19 protein-coding genes are annotated in these 15,779 nt (G+C 72.4%); 12 read left to right on the top strand and 7 right to left on the bottom strand.

The genetic code is table 11. From position 1 onward, the window contains the following. Positions 1-184: 184 nt before the first annotated feature. From IQ251_RS19425 to IQ251_RS19410, 4 genes are all read left to right on the top strand, one after another. On the top strand, positions 185-442 hold the full coding sequence (locus IQ251_RS19425) for a PLD nuclease N-terminal domain-containing protein (protein WP_193930559.1): 258 nt from the start codon (positions 185-187) through the stop codon (positions 440-442). Between the two features lie 3 nt (positions 443-445). Further along, positions 446-973 carry an NPP1 family protein gene (locus tag IQ251_RS19420; RefSeq protein ID WP_370591511.1) on the top strand — a complete coding sequence of 176 codons (528 nt, stop codon included), beginning with the start codon at positions 446-448 and terminating at the stop codon, positions 971-973. Between the two features lie 505 nt (positions 974-1,478). Further along, the gene (locus tag IQ251_RS19415; protein ID WP_193930557.1) at positions 1,479-1,955 is read left to right on the top strand and encodes a hypothetical protein; all 477 of its coding nucleotides are present in this window, start codon (positions 1,479-1,481) and stop codon (positions 1,953-1,955) included. 230 nt (positions 1,956-2,185) lie between these two features. Further along, entirely contained in the window at positions 2,186-2,758 is a 573-nt protein-coding gene (locus IQ251_RS19410) for a sigma-70 family RNA polymerase sigma factor (protein ID WP_193930555.1), read from the top strand. A 56-nt stretch (positions 2,759-2,814) separates the two neighbouring features. On the opposite strand, the gene IQ251_RS19405 is transcribed toward IQ251_RS19410, so the two are convergent. Beyond that, positions 2,815-3,078, bottom strand: coding sequence for a hypothetical protein (locus IQ251_RS19405; RefSeq protein WP_193930553.1), 264 nt, complete (start codon positions 3,076-3,078; stop codon positions 2,815-2,817). Positions 3,079-3,407: 329 nt separating this feature from the next. Here IQ251_RS19405 and IQ251_RS19400 point away from each other — a divergent pair, with 329 nt between their 5' ends. From IQ251_RS19400 to IQ251_RS19385, 4 genes are all read left to right on the top strand, one after another. Next, positions 3,408-3,794, top strand: coding sequence for an STAS domain-containing protein (locus IQ251_RS19400; RefSeq protein WP_193930551.1), 387 nt, complete (start codon positions 3,408-3,410; stop codon positions 3,792-3,794). Positions 3,795-3,858: 64 nt separating this feature from the next. After that, positions 3,859-4,563: a GAF and ANTAR domain-containing protein gene (locus IQ251_RS19395; RefSeq protein ID WP_193930549.1), complete on the top strand. Its 705-nt coding sequence runs from the start codon at positions 3,859-3,861 to the stop codon at positions 4,561-4,563. A gap of 107 nt (positions 4,564-4,670) precedes the next feature. Beyond that, positions 4,671-5,051: a DUF2267 domain-containing protein gene (locus IQ251_RS19390; protein WP_193930547.1), complete on the top strand. Its 381-nt coding sequence runs from the start codon at positions 4,671-4,673 to the stop codon at positions 5,049-5,051. Positions 5,052-5,107: 56 nt separating this feature from the next. Then, positions 5,108-5,506 (top strand): DUF2267 domain-containing protein, encoded by a 399-nt coding sequence (locus IQ251_RS19385; RefSeq protein WP_193930545.1) that lies wholly within the window; start codon positions 5,108-5,110, stop codon positions 5,504-5,506. 18 nt (positions 5,507-5,524) lie between these two features. Here IQ251_RS19385 and IQ251_RS19380 read toward each other — a convergent pair whose 3' ends face one another. Beyond that, positions 5,525-6,820, bottom strand: a complete 1,296-nt coding sequence (locus IQ251_RS19380; protein ID WP_193930543.1) for a cytochrome P450 — start codon at positions 6,818-6,820, stop codon at positions 5,525-5,527. Between the two features lie 302 nt (positions 6,821-7,122). Between IQ251_RS19380 and IQ251_RS19375 the strand changes: the two genes are divergently transcribed. After that, a complete protein-coding gene (locus IQ251_RS19375) occupies positions 7,123-8,205 on the top strand; it encodes a glycoside hydrolase family 183 protein (RefSeq protein ID WP_193930534.1) in 1,083 nt (360 codons plus the stop codon). A 10-nt stretch (positions 8,206-8,215) separates the two neighbouring features. Here IQ251_RS19375 and IQ251_RS19370 read toward each other — a convergent pair whose 3' ends face one another. The 4 genes from IQ251_RS19370 to IQ251_RS19355 are packed head-to-tail and all read right to left on the bottom strand — an operon-like array spanning position 8,216 to position 12,804. Further along, positions 8,216-9,001 carry an enoyl-CoA hydratase-related protein gene (locus IQ251_RS19370; RefSeq protein WP_193930532.1) on the bottom strand — a complete coding sequence of 262 codons (786 nt, stop codon included), beginning with the start codon at positions 8,999-9,001 and terminating at the stop codon, positions 8,216-8,218. Next, the gene (locus IQ251_RS19365; protein WP_193930530.1) at positions 8,998-11,085 is read right to left on the bottom strand and encodes an acetate--CoA ligase family protein; all 2,088 of its coding nucleotides are present in this window, start codon (positions 11,083-11,085) and stop codon (positions 8,998-9,000) included. Before IQ251_RS19365 ends, IQ251_RS19370 begins: the two co-directional genes overlap by 4 nt. Continuing rightward, positions 11,085-12,245 (bottom strand): acyl-CoA dehydrogenase family protein, encoded by a 1,161-nt coding sequence (locus tag IQ251_RS19360; protein ID WP_193930528.1) that lies wholly within the window; start codon positions 12,243-12,245, stop codon positions 11,085-11,087. The genes IQ251_RS19365 and IQ251_RS19360 overlap by 1 nt, the downstream gene beginning before the upstream one ends. A 37-nt stretch (positions 12,246-12,282) precedes the next feature. After that, positions 12,283-12,804 carry a thioesterase family protein gene (locus IQ251_RS19355; protein ID WP_370591510.1) on the bottom strand — a complete coding sequence of 174 codons (522 nt, stop codon included), beginning with the start codon at positions 12,802-12,804 and terminating at the stop codon, positions 12,283-12,285. A gap of 127 nt (positions 12,805-12,931) precedes the next feature. On the opposite strand from IQ251_RS19355, the gene IQ251_RS19350 reads away from it, so the two are divergent. Continuing rightward, entirely contained in the window at positions 12,932-13,738 is an 807-nt protein-coding gene (locus IQ251_RS19350; RefSeq protein WP_193930524.1) for an IclR family transcriptional regulator, read from the top strand. 18 nt (positions 13,739-13,756) lie between these two features. Here the strand turns inward: IQ251_RS19350 and IQ251_RS19345 are convergent, their stop codons facing one another. After that, positions 13,757-13,930 carry a hypothetical protein gene (locus IQ251_RS19345; RefSeq protein ID WP_193930522.1) on the bottom strand — a complete coding sequence of 58 codons (174 nt, stop codon included), beginning with the start codon at positions 13,928-13,930 and terminating at the stop codon, positions 13,757-13,759. A gap of 115 nt (positions 13,931-14,045) precedes the next feature. Here IQ251_RS19345 and IQ251_RS19340 point away from each other — a divergent pair, with 115 nt between their 5' ends. Beyond that, positions 14,046-15,044, top strand: coding sequence for a GlxA family transcriptional regulator (locus IQ251_RS19340; protein WP_228047694.1), 999 nt, complete (start codon positions 14,046-14,048; stop codon positions 15,042-15,044). 130 nt (positions 15,045-15,174) lie between these two features. After that, on the top strand, positions 15,175-15,537 hold the full coding sequence (locus IQ251_RS19335; RefSeq protein ID WP_193930518.1) for a VOC family protein: 363 nt from the start codon (positions 15,175-15,177) through the stop codon (positions 15,535-15,537). Positions 15,538-15,779: the final 242 nt, after the last annotated feature.

Genomic DNA, 15,779 nt, shown 5'->3' with positions numbered 1-15,779 from the left:
CGTAAGCAGCTGTCACCAAACCCTGCACCAGGCCCGGTCACCGCGCGTTGGCCTAGCACTTTCGGCCGGGTAGGAGTGCGAGGAAGACTGATGATCGGCACCCGCCCCAGGCAGCAAGATCGACTCGTCGAAGACACCGGAGCCCGGCAGCGCGCCGGGCACGACCCGACGGGAGACCCGAAAGATGCACACCCTGCTCACCACCTCCGACGCCGGCGCGAGCGCGCTGGGGCTACTGCTTCTCGGCCTGGCCGCGCTGGCGGCGCTGGCCTACGTCGTGCTGTTCGTCGCGGCGCTGATCAGCATCGTGTGCTCGGCGCACACCGCGGGGATGAAGCTGGCCTGGCTGGTGTTCGCGTTCGTGGCGCCGTTCCTCGGCAGCGCGCTGTGGTTCCTCGTCGGCCGGCGGGACGCCGAGCGCCAGGTGCTGGCTGCGCGCTGACCGGTGCGGCACCGCCGATCGGCGGTGCCGGCCGAGTCCGGCGGGTGCTCGCGTGGACACCCGGTCGTTCCCGACCGACGGGAGAGGCGCCACAGGCACGAGCTGGAACACGTCGTGGTGTGGGTCGAGCAGGGCACCGGCACGGTCGGGTACGTCGCGGCGTCGGCGCACGGGGAGTACGAGACGCGGCACCGCGACGAGATTGCCCGGGAGGGCGGCCATCCGAAGATCGTCTACCACAAGGACGGCGGGGGCCACGCACGCTTTCCGGTTCGCCGACGCCGGAGAACGACCGGAGAACCACCGCGGTGCGTAGCAGTACCCGGCGCCGGTGGGATGGGGCGCGTTCCCCCGCGGTTTCCGGGAAGGGCTCACCGGCGCCGGTTTCGGCGCCGCGACGCCGGCGCTGGCCGACGGCGAGTTCGCATCGGACCTGGCGGCGGCGAAACCCGGTGGCATCCCGTTCGATCCGCACGGCTCGCGCCCGCCAACCGGCGCGCGGTTCGGACATGTCGAACCTTGCGGGCATGATTCGTAGCGGGGCTGGACCCGGATTGGTCCTGCGGGTTAGATTTTCCGCAGTCGTCATCGGGATCCCGAGTCCCGGTGTGTAGTCCGGCACATTCCCCCGGTGCGGGCGATTCCACCCGTACCCCACGCAGTTCCGTGCGCTGCTCCAGCCGCCGGAAGGCCGGGCATTCCCCGAACGGATCCCCCAACAGAGCTCGGCGAGCACGGGGCCATTCCCCCCATTCCGGGTGCTGCGTCCATCTTTAGTGTTCGGCATCGCGGGGGCGGTACCGCGGCTCGGCGGTGCCGGTACGTATGGGATGTGCGGGATGCCGTCGGCTGAATCCGGGGGCAGATCAACCGGGACCGCGGACCGAGTGCCGCCTCCGCTCCGGAAAGCGGGATCTCCCACCGAAAACCGATCCGCGCCGCGGATCGCGTCCGACCGTGGAGTTCCCACTCCCGTGGTCGTGAACCACCGCCGGGGAACCGATCCCGGCGGCAAGCGGAATGGAGTTGGAAGAGCATGACTACCCCCGAAATCTTCTCGTCGCTCGGTGACGTCGACTCTGTGCTGGACGCCGAGCAGGCCGGGAACACCAGCACGACCGACAACACCGAGATGGTCGAGAACGCGGAGATGTCCAGCAGCGAGGACACCGTCGGCTCGGAGAACGCTCTGGGCTCGGGCAACGGGATCGGCGTCGACGGCCTGGTCGGCGACGTCGAGACCGGTGACGTCAACGCGCTGACCGATGTCGCCGGCGGCGACATCACCGGTGACCTCACCGGGGAGCTGGGCGAGATCGCCGGTGCCGGTGACGTCACCGGCGGGCTGCAGGACGTGGGCGGCGTGCTGCCCGAGGTCGGCGACGTGACCGGTGCGGTCGATCCCACGGCGGACACGTCCGCCGGGCAGGCCGACATCACCTCGCCGGTGACCGGCAGTGACGGGCCGGTCGGTGGTGCCGTCGGCGACCTGACCGGGGGCCTCGGACTCTGAGTCACCCGCGCGCCGGTGGGCCGGGCACGAACCGCCCCACCGGCGCACTTTCCGGCGAGCACCAATCGTTCCGGGCTGCCGTGCCGAATCACCGTCATGGAACACCTCCCGGGCATCGGCACTGCTGCCCGACCTTCCCCACGCGCAGCCGGCACCGCGTGCGTCCGTCCCCGCACCGCGGGCCTGTGTGGACGGTGACCGCGCCGCGAAGTCCGGGCGACCGGGGACCTGTGGAACCGAGCGAGCGTGCTCTCGTCGTCGCGGTGGAGGAACTCGCCGCCGGGGACCACCGCGCGGCCGAGCAGCTCTACCACTGGCTGTGGGAGCGCGTCACGACGGCGGTCGTGCAGATCCTGCGGGATGCCGCGCAGGCGGAGGAGGTCGCCCAGGAGGTCCTCACCGAGGTGTGGCTCTCGGCGGGGAAGTACCGGCCGGAGCGCGGAGGCGTGCTCAACTGGGTGCTGGTGCTCGCGCGGCGGCGGGCCGTGGACCGCGTCCGCTCGGTGCAGGCCGCTGCGCGGCGCGAGGCCCGCTACGGTGCGCGTCTCGTGGAACGGCCCTTCGACCAGGTCGTCGAGCAGGCCGTGTCCCGGTGGGAGCACGCGCAGGTGCGGCGCGCGATCGAGGAGCTCAGCGAGTTGCAACGGGAATCGGTTCTGCTGGTGCACTACTGCGGCTACAGCTCGCAGGAGGCCGCGGAGATCCTGGGGGTGCCGCGCACGACGTTCAAGACCCGGCTGCGCGATGCGGTCGTGCGATTGCGCGGCGAGCTGCCGAAGGAGCCCGCGGCCGACGGGTGCTGACCGGTCCCCGCACGGCGGCGGCCCGGCGCGTCCCGGCCACCGCCGTGCGGGCGCGATCAGTCCTGGCCGCTCACCGCTGCCACAGCGCTGTCCGAGTAGACCCCGCCGGGGCCGGCGGCGCCGGTCTGCTCGCCCCAGATGGCGTTGCCCGCTTCGTCGGCGGCGGTCACGGTGTCCTGCGCAGCCGTGCCTCCGGGGCCCGCGTAGTCCATGTTGCTCTCCAGCGCCCCGTCGGCCAGGGCGACGGTCGGCGCGGCCAGCGCGAGGGCGGGAGCGGCGAGCGCGGCGGCGAGGAGACGGCGGGTCGAAGCGTTGGCCATGGTGGTGCACCTCTCTGTTCCCGGGGCCCGTCCGGAGGGATCCCGATCGGAGTGCGCGCCGTACCGAGGCTAGGAGCGGATGCGGATCATCGCCGTGCGAAATCCCCCCACACAGGATTGATCGACCGGGTCCGCCCGGTGAGCGTGGCGTCCAGGACATCGAGCCGTTGGTGGCCGTTGCTAGTCTGAACCCGGTTGAGGATCAGCCACGGATCATCGATGCGCCAGGTCGAGTCGACGGCGCAGCGCTGATCCCCTCTCGACGCCGCCGCGGCGGTGTCGAGCGGGGCTGGCTGCTCTGCGACTCGATCCGGCGGGAAGGACGAGCTATGACCTCCGATCGGATTTCCGGTGCGCCGCCGGGCCGCGAGGCCGCCCGGTTGGGGCTACGGGCTTCGCGGCCGAGCAGCGGGACGGTGCTGATCACCGTTACCGGTGAGCTGGATGCCGCCACCGTGCCGCACCTGGAAGAACGGATCGACGCGGAGCTGGGCGCTCCCGCGCGGACGGTGGTGCTCGACCTCACCGCCGTTCCGTTCCTGGCTGTGGCGGCGCTGGAGATGCTCCACCGGGCTCAGCTGCGCGCAGGAACTCGCGGTATCGGCCTGCGCGTGGTCATCGCGGGCGCTGAACCGCTGCGGGCCCTGCGGCACGCCGGACTGGACGCGCTGCGCCGCCCGGATGTCACCGATGCCCTCGACGCCGCCTCCGGATGACCGGAGTGCCGGTACGCTTGCCACGCGTCTTCCCGCGTGTGAGCGAGCGCGGAAGAGGGGGATCATGAGCGAGCAAGCGGATTCCGCGGTGCTGGAGCGCGTAGCGGTAGGCCTGGCCGGGATGTCGCGCGACCTGCTGGCCCAAGACTCGGTTCAGTCCACATTGGACAGCATCGTCACGCATGCGGTACAGCTCGTGGACGGCTGCGAGCACGCGGGCGTGCTGCTGCTGGACCGGCACAACCGGGTGGACAGCGCCGCCGTGACCGGCGATCTGGTCCGCGATTCCGATGCTGCGCAGGGCGAGGCCGCCGAGGGCCCCTGCTTCGACGCCGCGTTCCGCAAAGCGCAGTCCTACCGGATTGCCGACCTGGAAGCCGAAGCGGACCGCTGGCCGAACTTCGCCCCGCGAGCCCGCGAGCTCGGAATCGCCAGCATGATGGGATTCCTGCTCTACACCGAGGAAGGCGACCTCGGCGCGCTGGACCTGTACTCCCCGGAACCGGGCGCGTTCACGCGCCACTCCGAACTGGTCGGCTGGCTGCTGGCCTCACACGCGGCGGTGGCCTTCGCCGGCGCCCGCACCAGCGCCCAACTGCAGGCGGCCATCGCCACCCGTCAGGAGATCGGTGAGGCGATCGGCATCATCATGCAGCAGCACGGGCTCAGCGCCGACGACGCGGAAGCTCTGCTGAAGAAGATCTCGCAGCAGCGCAACGTCAAACTCCGCGAGATCGCGCAGACCATCATCAGCGACTGCGAATCCTGATCGGCTGCGCGGTGTTTGGATCACCGCCCGTTGGGGCATCCACCACGGTGAAGCACGTGATCCGGCCGGGGCGGTCCATCCTCCCGGTTGCACCGGAAGAAGGAGCAATGCAGTACGACCAGTTCCTCAAGCGGCTCGGCCAGTCCGGCGGTCCCGCGGACCGCGGCCAGGCCGACTCGGTGGCCAAAGTGGTCCTGGCGACGCTGGGCCAGCGGTTGACCGGCAACGAGCCCACCGATCTCGCCAGCCAGCTCCCGCCGGAGCTCAAGGAGCCGCTGCAGCAGCACACCGGGCAGTCCGAGCAGATCGGGGACGTGGACGACTTCCTGCGCCGCGTCGCCGACCGGGAAGGGCCGGGCAGCGACCCGGAGCAGGCCCGGGTGCACACCCGCGCGGTGCTGGCCACGCTGTCCGAGTTCGTCTCGCCGGGCGAGATCAAGGACCTGCGGTCGCAGCTGCCCGCCGGGTACGCCCCGCTCTTCCAGTGAGCATGCGCCGGCCGGGCGCTCCGGCCGTCGCCGAGAACGTAGAGAGGTGGTCAACCGTGTCCGAGAGCCTGAACGAGGATCAGGCGCTGCGTACGTTCGTCCAGCAGGTGCAGACCCGCGCCGGGCTGGCCTCCCCGCAGGAGGCCGATGTCGCGACCCGGGTGACGCTGCGGACGCTGGCCGAGGCCGTGTCCGGCGGGCAGGTGGACGACCTGCGCGCCAGTCTGCCGCCCGAGTTGCAGGACGAGCTCGGGCAACGCAGCGGACAGGCGCGGCAGCTGGATCGGGCCGGGTTCCTGGACCGCGCCAGCGGCGAGATGCTCACCACCGACCAGGACGCGGTGCAGCAGCAGGTGCGCGCCGTGCTCGCCACACTGCGCGAATGGGCGCCGGACCGCGAGATCGAGGACACCGTCCGCCAGCTGCCCACGTCGATCGCGGAGTTGTTCGACTAGAACGATCGGGACGGAGCTTCAGCCCGGCGCGTCGACCGGAGCCCGCTCCCAGCGCATCCGCAGGTTCGCCGGCCGCAGCGGAACCGCGAACCGCGGTTCGACCCGGCTCGCCCCGGGCAGTCGCAGCCGGTATTCGGCGACGATGCGCGCGACCGTCAGGCAGAGCACCGCGGTGCCCAGGTGCGCGCCGTAGCAGATCCGCGGTCCCGCCCCGAACGGCAGATAGGCGCGCGGCGCGTGCGGTGGGTGTTCGGCCAGCCAGCGCTGCGGGCGGAATTCGTCGGGTGCCTGCCACCAGCGCGGATCACGGTGCACGAGGTACGGGCTGAACACCACGCTGTCGCCCGGTGCCACGTGGTGCTCGCCGAGCCGGGCCGCAGCGGGCATCCGGCGCGCCATGAGCCATGCGGGCGGGTGCAGGCGCAGGACCTCGTGCACGAAGGCTCGGGTGCGCGGCAGCACGTCGGCGAGTTCGTGGCCGCGAGCGAGCCGGGCGACCGCCGCGGTCAGGTCGCGCGCTTCGGCGCGCAGCGCGTCGCGCTCCCGCTCGCGGGTGCCGAGTTCGTAGAGCACCCAGGCGAGCGCGGTACTCGGCAGCTCGGCGGAGGCGAGCAGCGTCGTGGCCAGCGCGCGTTCGGCGATCGGCCCGCGCGCCCGCTCGCCGGGTTCGAGCACGTCGTCGGCCACCGCGTGCGGGCAACCGGGTGGGGGCATCCGGTGGTGGGCGAGATAGGCGCGCAGCTCGTGGCGCACGAGCTGCTCGGCGTTGCGGATCCGCCGCCGGTGCCTGCTGGGCAGCCAGCGCGGCACCCGCTTGCCGGGGTCGAGGGAGGCGATCGCCGCGCGCGATGCCTCCACGACGGCGGGGACGAGATCCGGGTGCGGATCGCGTGCCGTGGCTGGGAGCACCGCGCGCACGAAAAACGGTGCCAGGTCGGCGGGATCGATGTCCCGTCCGGACATCTCGTGCAGCTGGGCGTTGACGGCGGCAGCCACCTGCGGGATGTGTTGGGCCATCACGGCGGGTTTGAGCGCCCGGCGGGCGAGCGTGCGGGCGCGGATGCGCTCGATCTCGCGCTCCTCGGAGTCGTCGTGCGCTGCCGGGCCCGGCGTGCGGTCGGTACCGGTCAGCACGGTGTGGATGTCGTCCGGATCGGACGTGACCACGACGTGCGTGCTGTAGCGGAAGACATCCCCGTACCGGTCGCGGCATTCCCGCAGGAAGCCGACCGGATCGCTGCGGATGTCGATGACGTTCCCGGATATCCTGGGTCCGGACGGCCTCGGTGCCGCGGTCCTCGTGTGCTCCGACACCCGTCTCCTCCTCCACCCGGCATGCGGGAATCCGGGAGCGTTCCCCGCGTTTCGGCCGTCGCACCCGCGCAGCGGTGCGGGAGCACCGGGCTCCGCGGGCTCGGCACGGCCCCACTGAGCATGCCGCCGGTACCGGACCGGAACAACACCCCGGAAAGGTAGAATCCGATCATGGACCGGCGCTGAACTCGCTTCATCTTTCCCGCTCCCCGGAGTCCGAAGTGGTCACGTCGTGCACCCGGCCGCACGTCATTAGAGTCGGAGGCACCTGCCGGACGACCCGCAGCCGAGGAGGCGAAACCGTGCACAAGGTGACAGACCTGACCGGACCCGGGCTCACCGAGCGCTTCGGGATCGGCGGTACCGACCTGGGCGCCGTGGCCACCGCACCGGACGGGCGGCTCGTGGCCGTGTTCGGCGACACCTTCGAACGCGCCGGGATCGGCGGCCCGGGATGGCGCTCCCCGGTGGTGCTGTTCGCCGACCCGTCCGGGATCGGCTCCGGGCTGCGCTGGACCGGTGCGGCCGGGCGCGGCGATTACGCCGAGCAGATCCTGCCGTACCAGCACGACACGGTCATCCACGGCAAGCACGTCAGCACCGTCATCCCCACCGACCTGATCACCGTCGGCGGTGCGATGTTCCTGCACGTGATGGTCTGCGCGGGCATCGGCAACGTGCACTGGACCGAAGTGCACCGCTCCACCGACAACGGGCAGAGCTGGCAGCACACCGGCACCACCTGGCCCGGCGACCACCTCGGCGGGCTGTTCCAGATGCTGACCTGGGAGCTCGGCGACGACGGCATGGTCTACGCGTTCTCCACCGGTTTCCAGCGCGACCGCGGGCTGCTGCTGCAACGCGTGCCCGCCGACCGGCTCACCGACCCGAACGCCTGGGAGGGATGGGGTTTTCGCGACGGCGCGTGGGCCTGGGGCAACCCGCCGACGATCGTACTGACCGGGGCCTACGGCGAGCTGTCCCTGCGCCGCGTCGCCGACCGGTGGCTGCTGGCCTGCTTCGACGCGGGCAACTACCGGATGGACGTGCGCGATCTCAACGGGCCGACCGACAACCTCTACGAAGCGCGCCTGTCCACCGCGCTGCAGGGCACCTCGTGGCGCGGCGAGGACCACCGCGCAGGTGGTGTCGCCCAGCTCTACGGCGGCTACATCGTGCCCGGCTCGTCGATCGACGAGCTGCACCTGGTGGTCAGCCAGTGGAACACGCAGAAGAACTGGCCGTACCGGGCGATGCAGTTCACCGGACCCGCACCGGGTAGCACCGCAGCACCCGCCGCGCCGCCCGCCGCCGCGCAGACCGGTGGCGAGCCAGGGGGTGTGCGCGGGGTGCTGCGCCGCTTCCTCGGCGGCGGGGACCGCTGACCGGCCGAGCTCAGCTCCCCGTCCAGCGCGGTGCGCGCTTCTCGGCGAACGCGCGCGGACCTTCCTCCGCATCGGCCGAGCGCAGCATCTGCGCGTAGCGCGGCAGCCGGCCGCTGCGCATGAGCGCGAAACCGGCTTCGACGTCGAGTTCGGCGGTGCTGCGGGTGATCTCCTGCACCGCGGCCACGGCCAGCGGGGCCGCGGCCGCGACGCTGCGCGCCATCCGGTCGGCCTCGCCGGGCAGCTCGTCGGCGGGGACCACCCGGTTGACCAGCCCCCAGTGCGCGGCTTCCTGCGCGGACATCCGCCGCCCGGTCAGCAGCATCTCCCGCGCGACGGCGGCGGGCAGCCGGTCGGGCAACCGCAGCACGCCACCGGAGTCGGCGACCATGCCCAGCATGACCTCGGTGAGCGCGAACTCGGCGTGCTCGGCGGCCACGACCAGGTCTGCGGCCAGCGCGAGCTCGAACCCGCCGCCGAGGGCGAGGCCGTTGACCGCGGCGATCACCGGTTTGTCCAGCCCGAAGAACTCGGTCAGCCCCGCGAACCCGCCCGGGCCGTGGTCGGCGTCGACGGCCTCGCCGTCGGCGGCGGCCTTGAGGTCCCAGCCCGCGGAGAAGAACCGCTCCCCTGCTCCGGTCAGCACCGCCACGCGCAGCGAATCGTCCTGCTGCAGCTGCGCGAACGCGTCGTGCAGCGCACGGCTGGTGGTCACGTCGACCGCGTTGGCCTTGGGCCGGTCCAGGGTCACCGTCAGCACGCCGTCCCGGGCGTGCCGGTGCACCGCTTCGCTCACCGGTCGTCCTCCTGTTCGGTTCGCCGGACGAGTGCGTCCACCGCCACGGCGCCGCGTCCGGTGGGCAGCGCCAGCAGCGGGTTGATGTCGAGTTCGCAGAGGTTCGGGTCCTCGTGCGCGAACGCGGCCGCGGCCAGGATCGCGTCGAGCACCGCGGGCACGTCGGCTCCGGGGCCGCGGTACCCGGTCAGCACGGGCCAGATCCGCAGCCGCTGCAGCGCTTCGTGCACCTGCTCGCGGGACACCGGCAGCAGCAGGGAGGTGGTGTCGCGGAGCAGTTCCACCAGCACTCCGCCGGATCCCACGGTCAGCGCGGGGCCGAACACGGGGTCGCGGCGCACGCCGACGATGAGTTCGGCGACCGCACCGGTGACCATGCGCTCCACCAGGAACCGGTCGGCCAGTCCGGACATCTCCGCGACCGCGTGGCGCACCTGCTCGGCGTTCTGCAGCCCGATGCGCACGGCGCCGGCTTCGCTCTTGTGCGCCAGCTCGGCCGACACCGCCTTGAGGACCACCGGAAATCCGGTGCGTGCGGCCGCATCGGGGGCCTGCTCGGCGCCGGTGATCTCGCCGCGGGGCACCTCGATCCCGCACGCGGCCAGTTCCCGCTTGCCCGCGGCCTCGTCGCTCGTGCGCGGCCGGCCCGCAGGACTCTCGCCCGGTTCGATGGGCAGGCGGTGCTCGGTGCTGCGCTGGGCCGCGCCGATGCGTGCGGCGGCGGCGACGGCTTCCGCGCATTCGGCCAGGCCCTGCACCGGTGCGATGCCGCGGTCGAGCAGCTGCGCACCGACCTGCTCGGGCAGTCCTTCCGGCAGCGTGCTCACCACGCACACCCCGGCCGTCGAGCTGCGGGCGTGCGCCGTGCTCAGCGCCTCGATCGCGGTGCTCCACTGCTCGCCGCGGCAGCGGTCGGCCCGCGGGTGGTCGACCAGCAGCAGGTGCGCGTCCGCGCCGCTGCCCAGCCACGCTCCGAATACCTCGGCCTGCGCATGGGCGTCGCCCCAGATGTAGGTGTGGTAGTCGAGCGGGTTGCCGACCGGGACCCGGTCGCCGAGGGCCTGCGCCAACCGCTCGTGCACCGGTTCCGGGAACGGCGGCACGTCCAGTCCGTGCTGTTCGGCGAGGTCGGCGACCAGGGCCGCTTCCCCGCCGGAGCAGCTGGCCGAGGTGATGCTCGCCCCGGCGGCCGCGCCGTGCACGTGCAGGAATTTCAGCGCCTCCACGAACGCGGACAGCCCGGAGATCCGCGCGATGCCGGCCCGGTCGAACAACGCCTCGCACAGCGCGTCCGAGCCGGCCAGCGAGCTGGTGTGGCTGAGGTTGGCCTGCGCGCCCAGTTCCGAGCGTCCCGATTTCAGCGCCACGACGGGGATTCCGGCGCGCAGTGCGGCCAGTCCCGCGCGCACCAGGCCTGCCGGGTCGGCGACACCTTCCAGGTGCAGCCCGATCGCGGTGATCCGCGGGTCCTCCAGCAGCGCCTCGATCAGCTCGGCGAAGCCGGTCACCGCCGCGTTGCCCAGCGTGACGACCCGGGCCACCGGCAGCGAACGGCGCTGCATGGTGAGGTTCTGCGCGATGTTGCCGCTTTGCGTGAGCACGGCGACGCCGGATGCCACCCGGTTCCCGCCGTGCTGGTCCGGCCACAGCGCGGAACCGCCCAGGTAGTCCAGGGATCCGATGCAGTTCGGGCCGATCAGCGCCATGTCGCCGCACGCGTCGACGAGCTGCTGCTGCAGCGCGCCGCCGTCGCGCCCGTGTTCGGCGAAGCCGGATGCGTGGCAGACCGCGCCGCCGGTGCCGCGCGCGGCCAGCTGGCCCACCACGTCGACGGTGGCCGGTCCCGGTACGGCGACCAGCGCGGCGTCCGGGGCCGCGGGCAGCTCCGCCGCGCTGCGGTAGCACGGCAGGCCTTCCAGGTCGGTGCGGTGCGGGTGCACCGGCCAGATCCGGCCCTGGAATCCCACTGCACGGCACTGGCGCACGGATTCGGCAGCGGCCGATCCGCCGATGACCGCGATGGTCTCCGGGGACAGCATCCGGCGCAGGTTGTCCTTGCGCCGCACGTCGCTCGCGGCGCTCATCACGACCCCAGCGGGCGCAGCATGGCGCGGGAGATGATGTGCCGCTGGATCTCGCTGGTGCCGTCCCAGATCCGCTCCACTCGCGCGTCGCGCCAGAACCGCTCGATGGGCAGCTCGGACATCAGTCCGGCCCCGCCGAAGACCTGCAGCGCCCGGTCGGTGATCCGGCCTAACGCTTCGGAGGCGTAGAGCTTGGCCATGGCGGCGTCCTGATCGGACATGTGCCCGTGGTCCAGGTTCGCCGCGGCGCGCAGGGTCAGCAGTTCGGCCGCGTCGAGTTCGGTGGCCATGTCGGCCAGCGGGAAGCTCACGCCTTGGAACCGGCCGATGGTCTGGCCGAACTGGGTGCGTTCGGCGGCCCAGCGGGTGGTCATCTCCAGCACGCGGCGGGCGCGGCCGACGCTGGTGGCCGCGACGCTGAGCCGGCTGGCGCCGAGCCACTCGCCCATGAGCTCGAACCCACGCCCTTCTTCGCCGAGCCGCTGTGCCGCGGGCACACGGCAGTCGGTGAACGACAGCTCGCACTGGTGGTAGCCGCGGTGCGAGACGCAGTCCGACCCGCGGCGCACGGTGAGCCCGTCCGCGTCGAGGTCGACCAGGAACGCGGTGATGCGGTTGCGCGGCCCGCGGGGTGTGTCCTCGGTGCCGGTGGTGGCGAACAGGACCACGAAGTCGGCGACGTCGGCGTGGCTGATGAAGTGCTTGGTGCCGTTGATGACGTAGTCGTCGCCGTCGCGCACGGCGCGGGTGGTCATCGAGCGCACGTCGGATCCTGCACCGGGTTCGGTCATGGCCAGGCAGTCGTGCCGCTCGCCGCGCACGGTGGGCAGCAGGTAGCGCTCGCGCTGCTGCCCTTCGCACGCCTGCAGGATGTTGCTGGGGCGGGCCACGAGCATCTGCAGCGCGTACCCGGCGCGGCCGAGTTCGCGTTCCACGAGCGTCATACTGGTGGCGTCGAGTCCTGCTCCGCCGATGTCGGCGGGCATGTTGGCCGCGTAGAGCCCGGCCTGCAGCGCGCGGGACCGGATCTGCTCGGCGAGGTGCTCGGGCACGTGATCGAGGCGCTCTACCTCGTCCTCGTGCGGTTCCAGTTCGGTGGCCACGAACTTGCGCACCGTGTCCACCATCATCCGCTGCTCGTCGGTGAGCTCGAAATCCACTGCGCTCTCCTCGTTCTCGGGCTTTCTCGGCCGGGTGTCAGCGGCGGATGCCCATCGGCACGCCGACGGACGCGGGCGCGGGCAGGCTCCGGTGGGCGGTGGCGATCGTGGTGAGCCGCTGCTGGAGGTATTCGGGCAGCGGTGCGGATCCGCCGCGGGTGGTGTCCACGTGGATCAGCATCTGCTCGGCGGTGGCCAGCAGCGCCCCGGTGTCGCCGTGGTGCATCTCGTGGAAGAGGTGCACCCGTTTGTGGTCGTGGTCGAGCACGCGCAGGCCCAGCTCCAGCGGGTCGCCGAGCGCGGCTTCCCCGCGGTGGTGCAGGTGCGTTTCCACCGTGTACAGCGAGCCGCCCGCGGCCCGGTACTGCTCGTCGATCCCGATGAACCGGAAGAACGCGTCGGAGTCGTCGCCGACCACGAGCAGGTAGCAGGACTCGCTCATGTGGCCGTTGTAGTCCACCCATTGCGGGCGGACGTCGGTGCTGTGCAGGCGAAGCGGCGCGGGAATGGGCGCTTCGTCGTCCCAGGGACGGTGCCCGCTGCCTTCGTACGGGGTCACCACTCGATCCATGTTGTCTCACATCGTGCGTTGATCGTTCGTATTATGCGAAAGCTTAGCCATGCGATTCGGACCCGTCAACGCGGCCGCGGCCCGCCGCGCGGACGGGCACCACTAGGCTGGGCGCATGAGCGTGGAAACGGCCGGACACTCGGGAGGCGGTGCGGAGGCGGAGCAGGCGCGGTCCGGGACCGGGCGGGTGCAGTCGGTCGATCGGGCGGTGGCGCTGCTCAACGCGGTCTCGGCCGGGCGGTCGGCGGGCCGCTCCGTCGCGGAGCTGGCCGCGGAGTGCGAGCTGAACCGGGCCACGGCCTGGCGGCTGCTGGCCACCCTCGAACACCACGGGCTGGTGGAGCGCGATCCGGTCACCCACCGCTACGGGATCGGCTTCGCGATCAACCGCATGGCCGGCAGCGCGGGCACCGACAGCCTGGTCCGCGCCGCGCACGGCACCCTGGAACAGCTCAGCCACCGCACCGGCGAGACCGCGAACCTCGCCGTGGCGCAGCAACTCGGTCTGACCTATGTGGACGAAGTCGTTCCGCCGGTCGTGCTCAGCGCGCGCTGGCTGGGCGAACAGGTCCCGTTCCACGCGACCTCGGCGGGCAAGGCGTTCCTGGCCTGGCTGCCCGAGCACGAGCTGGCCTCGATGCTGGCCGCACCGCTGCCCGAATACACGCGCACCACCCGCACCGACGAGGAGGCGCTGCGCACCGAGCTGCACGGTATCCGCACCGCGGGATACGCCGTCAGCCGCGGGGAACTCGAATCGCAGGTGTACGGCGTCGCCGCACCCGTGCTCGACGCGCACCGGCACCCGTTCGCCGTCATCAGCATCTGGGGCCCGCAGGACCGGCTGCCCGAAGAGCGGTTCGCCGAACTGGGCGCGCTCGCGCAGCAGGCCGCGGCCGAGGTCGCGGCGAACGCGGGCTGACCCGGCCGCGCCCCGCGCTCAGCCGCGCGGGCAGGCCGCCCGGTCCGGAACGCGCACGCGGTTCTGCTGCCGGGACCGTTGGGTGCACCGCGGTGCGGTGCGCAGGGTGCGCTGCGCCCAGCAGGCCGCCCACAGCGCGATCCCGAACGCCACCGCGGTCTCCACGGCCAGAACCAACCACACCAGTGCCATGCCGACTCCTCGGTCGCAGCTCCGGCGATTCCTTCCGCGCCGGTCACGTCCATGCTGCGCTCGTGCGGACGGCACGACGAGTGGCCCGCAGGCCACCATGTGCAAGAATCGGGCCATGGGTGCTTCCCGCGCTCCACACCGCATCGCGGTGCTCGCGCGCCCGGGTGTTCTCGTGCTGGAGCTGTCGGTGGTGCACCAGCTGTTCCCGTACGCGCTGGGCGCCGACGGCGAACCGCTCTACGAGGTGCGCACCTGCGCCGAGCAACCCGGGCCGCTACCCAGCAGCGCCGATTTCCCGATCTCGGTACCGCACGGGCCCGAGGCGCTGCAGGACGCCGACACGGTGTTCGTCCCGGCCGCCGCGGGCGATGACGCGCCGGAGACCGCGGGCCGGCTGCCACGCCAGCTGGCCGAAGCACTCGCCGCGACCGCCGAGCACGCGCGCATCGCCTCGATCTGCACCGGGGCGTTCGTGCTCGCCGCGGCCGGGTTGCTCGACGGGCGCAGCGCCACGACGCACTGGAACTCCGCCGCGCGGTTCCGCGCGCGGTTCCCGCAGGTCCGGCTGATTGCCGATGTGCTGTACGTGGACGAGGGCGCGGTGCTCACCTCCGCGGGCGAGGCCGCCGGGATCGACCTGTGCATGCACATGATCCGCGAGGACCACGGGGTCGCGGTCGCCAACGCCGTGGCGCGCAGCGCCGTCGTACCCGCGCACCGGGAGGGCGGGCAAGCGCAGTTCATCCGGACCGCTGTCCCGGAGCCGCGCGGCTCGGCCACCGGACGGGCGCGCGAGTGGGCGCGGGAGCACCTCGACCGGCGGATCGACCTGGCCGAACTGGCGTCCTGCGCCTCGATGAGCGTGCGCACCTTCACCCGCCGGTTCCGGGACGAGACCGGGCTGTCCCCGGCGCAGTGGCTGGCCCAGCAGCGCGTCGAGCGCGCGCAGCAGCTGCTGGAGGAGACCGGGCTGACGGTCGAGAGCATCGCCTGGCGCACGGGTTTCGGCACCGCCGCGGCGCTGCGCAGGCAGCTGCGCGAACGGCTCGGCACCTCGCCCAGCGCCTACCGCAGCACGTTCGGCGGGCCGGCCACCAGCCGCCCCGGAAGCTGAACGGCGAACGCCTCGACCACCGCTGCTGTGGTGCACCGCGCCTGTGGTGACCGCGGTGGATCGACATGCGCGGCCGCACGCGCGCCATCAGCCTGGGCCCCGGACCCCGGCCCGGACGACGGAGGCCATCGTGAGCGCTACCACCGGCCTGGATTACCTGTCCCTGCAGGTCAGCAACCTCGCCCGCGCCCGGGACTTCTACTGCCGGGTGCTCGGGATCACCGCGGCGCCGAGCAGCCCTCCCGGGGTGCAGGTGCTGCGCACGCGACCGGTTCCGATGGCGCTGCGCGCCGACCTGCCGCCGCGGACCGGCACGGCCGGGCTCGGCGTGGCGCTGTGGCTCGACTGCGAGGACGTCGATGCGCTACACGAACGCGTGATGCAGCACGGCGGGCAGGTGGAGCTCGCACCCACCGACGGGCCGTTCGGCCGCATGTTCACCGTGGCCGACCCGGACGGCTACCGGCTGACGCTGCACCGCATGAAGCGCTGAACCGAATCGCGACCGCACCCGCGCGCACCTCGGCGGATGCACTCCCACGACCGCCCCGGGGTCCACAGTGGAGGAACGAGCCCTGCCGCACCGTGCTCGCCCGTGTGCGCTCGGCAGTGCGCGGCCGGACCGAGGTCAACCCTGCGACACGCCGTATGTAGGTGTCCGCGGAACTGTCAGACCCAAGATGTAGCATCGATCGCGTCGATGGTTCACCGGGACGACGAGCCCGGTGAGACAAC

The organism is Saccharopolyspora montiporae (assembly GCF_015209505.1).
Classification (GTDB): Bacteria; Actinomycetota; Actinomycetes; order Mycobacteriales; family Pseudonocardiaceae; genus Saccharopolyspora; species Saccharopolyspora montiporae.
Note: the sequence above shows the minus strand (reverse complement) of the source record. Positions and strands in the feature narration are given on the sequence as shown.

What these genes read in the sequence shown, in the direction of transcription:
- IQ251_RS19365 (WP_193930530.1), bottom strand. Translation starts at nt 11,085, where the DNA reads ATGAGCGCCGCGAGCGACGTGCGGCGCAAGGACAACCTGCGCCGGATG.
- IQ251_RS19425 (WP_193930559.1), top strand. Translation starts at nt 185, where the DNA reads ATGCACACCCTGCTCACCACCTCCGACGCCGGCGCGAGCGCGCTGGGG.
- IQ251_RS19395 (WP_193930549.1), top strand. Translation starts at nt 3,859, where the DNA reads ATGAGCGAGCAAGCGGATTCCGCGGTGCTGGAGCGCGTAGCGGTAGGC.
- IQ251_RS19345 (WP_193930522.1), bottom strand. Translation starts at nt 13,930, where the DNA reads ATGGCACTGGTGTGGTTGGTTCTGGCCGTGGAGACCGCGGTGGCGTTC.
- IQ251_RS19390 (WP_193930547.1), top strand. Translation starts at nt 4,671, where the DNA reads ATGCAGTACGACCAGTTCCTCAAGCGGCTCGGCCAGTCCGGCGGTCCC.
- IQ251_RS19405 (WP_193930553.1), bottom strand. Translation starts at nt 3,078, where the DNA reads ATGGCCAACGCTTCGACCCGCCGTCTCCTCGCCGCCGCGCTCGCCGCT.
- IQ251_RS19400 (WP_193930551.1), top strand. Translation starts at nt 3,408, where the DNA reads ATGACCTCCGATCGGATTTCCGGTGCGCCGCCGGGCCGCGAGGCCGCC.
- IQ251_RS19415 (WP_193930557.1), top strand. Translation starts at nt 1,479, where the DNA reads ATGACTACCCCCGAAATCTTCTCGTCGCTCGGTGACGTCGACTCTGTG.
- IQ251_RS19350 (WP_193930524.1), top strand. Translation starts at nt 12,932, where the DNA reads ATGAGCGTGGAAACGGCCGGACACTCGGGAGGCGGTGCGGAGGCGGAG.
- IQ251_RS19340 (WP_228047694.1), top strand. Translation starts at nt 14,046, where the DNA reads ATGGGTGCTTCCCGCGCTCCACACCGCATCGCGGTGCTCGCGCGCCCG.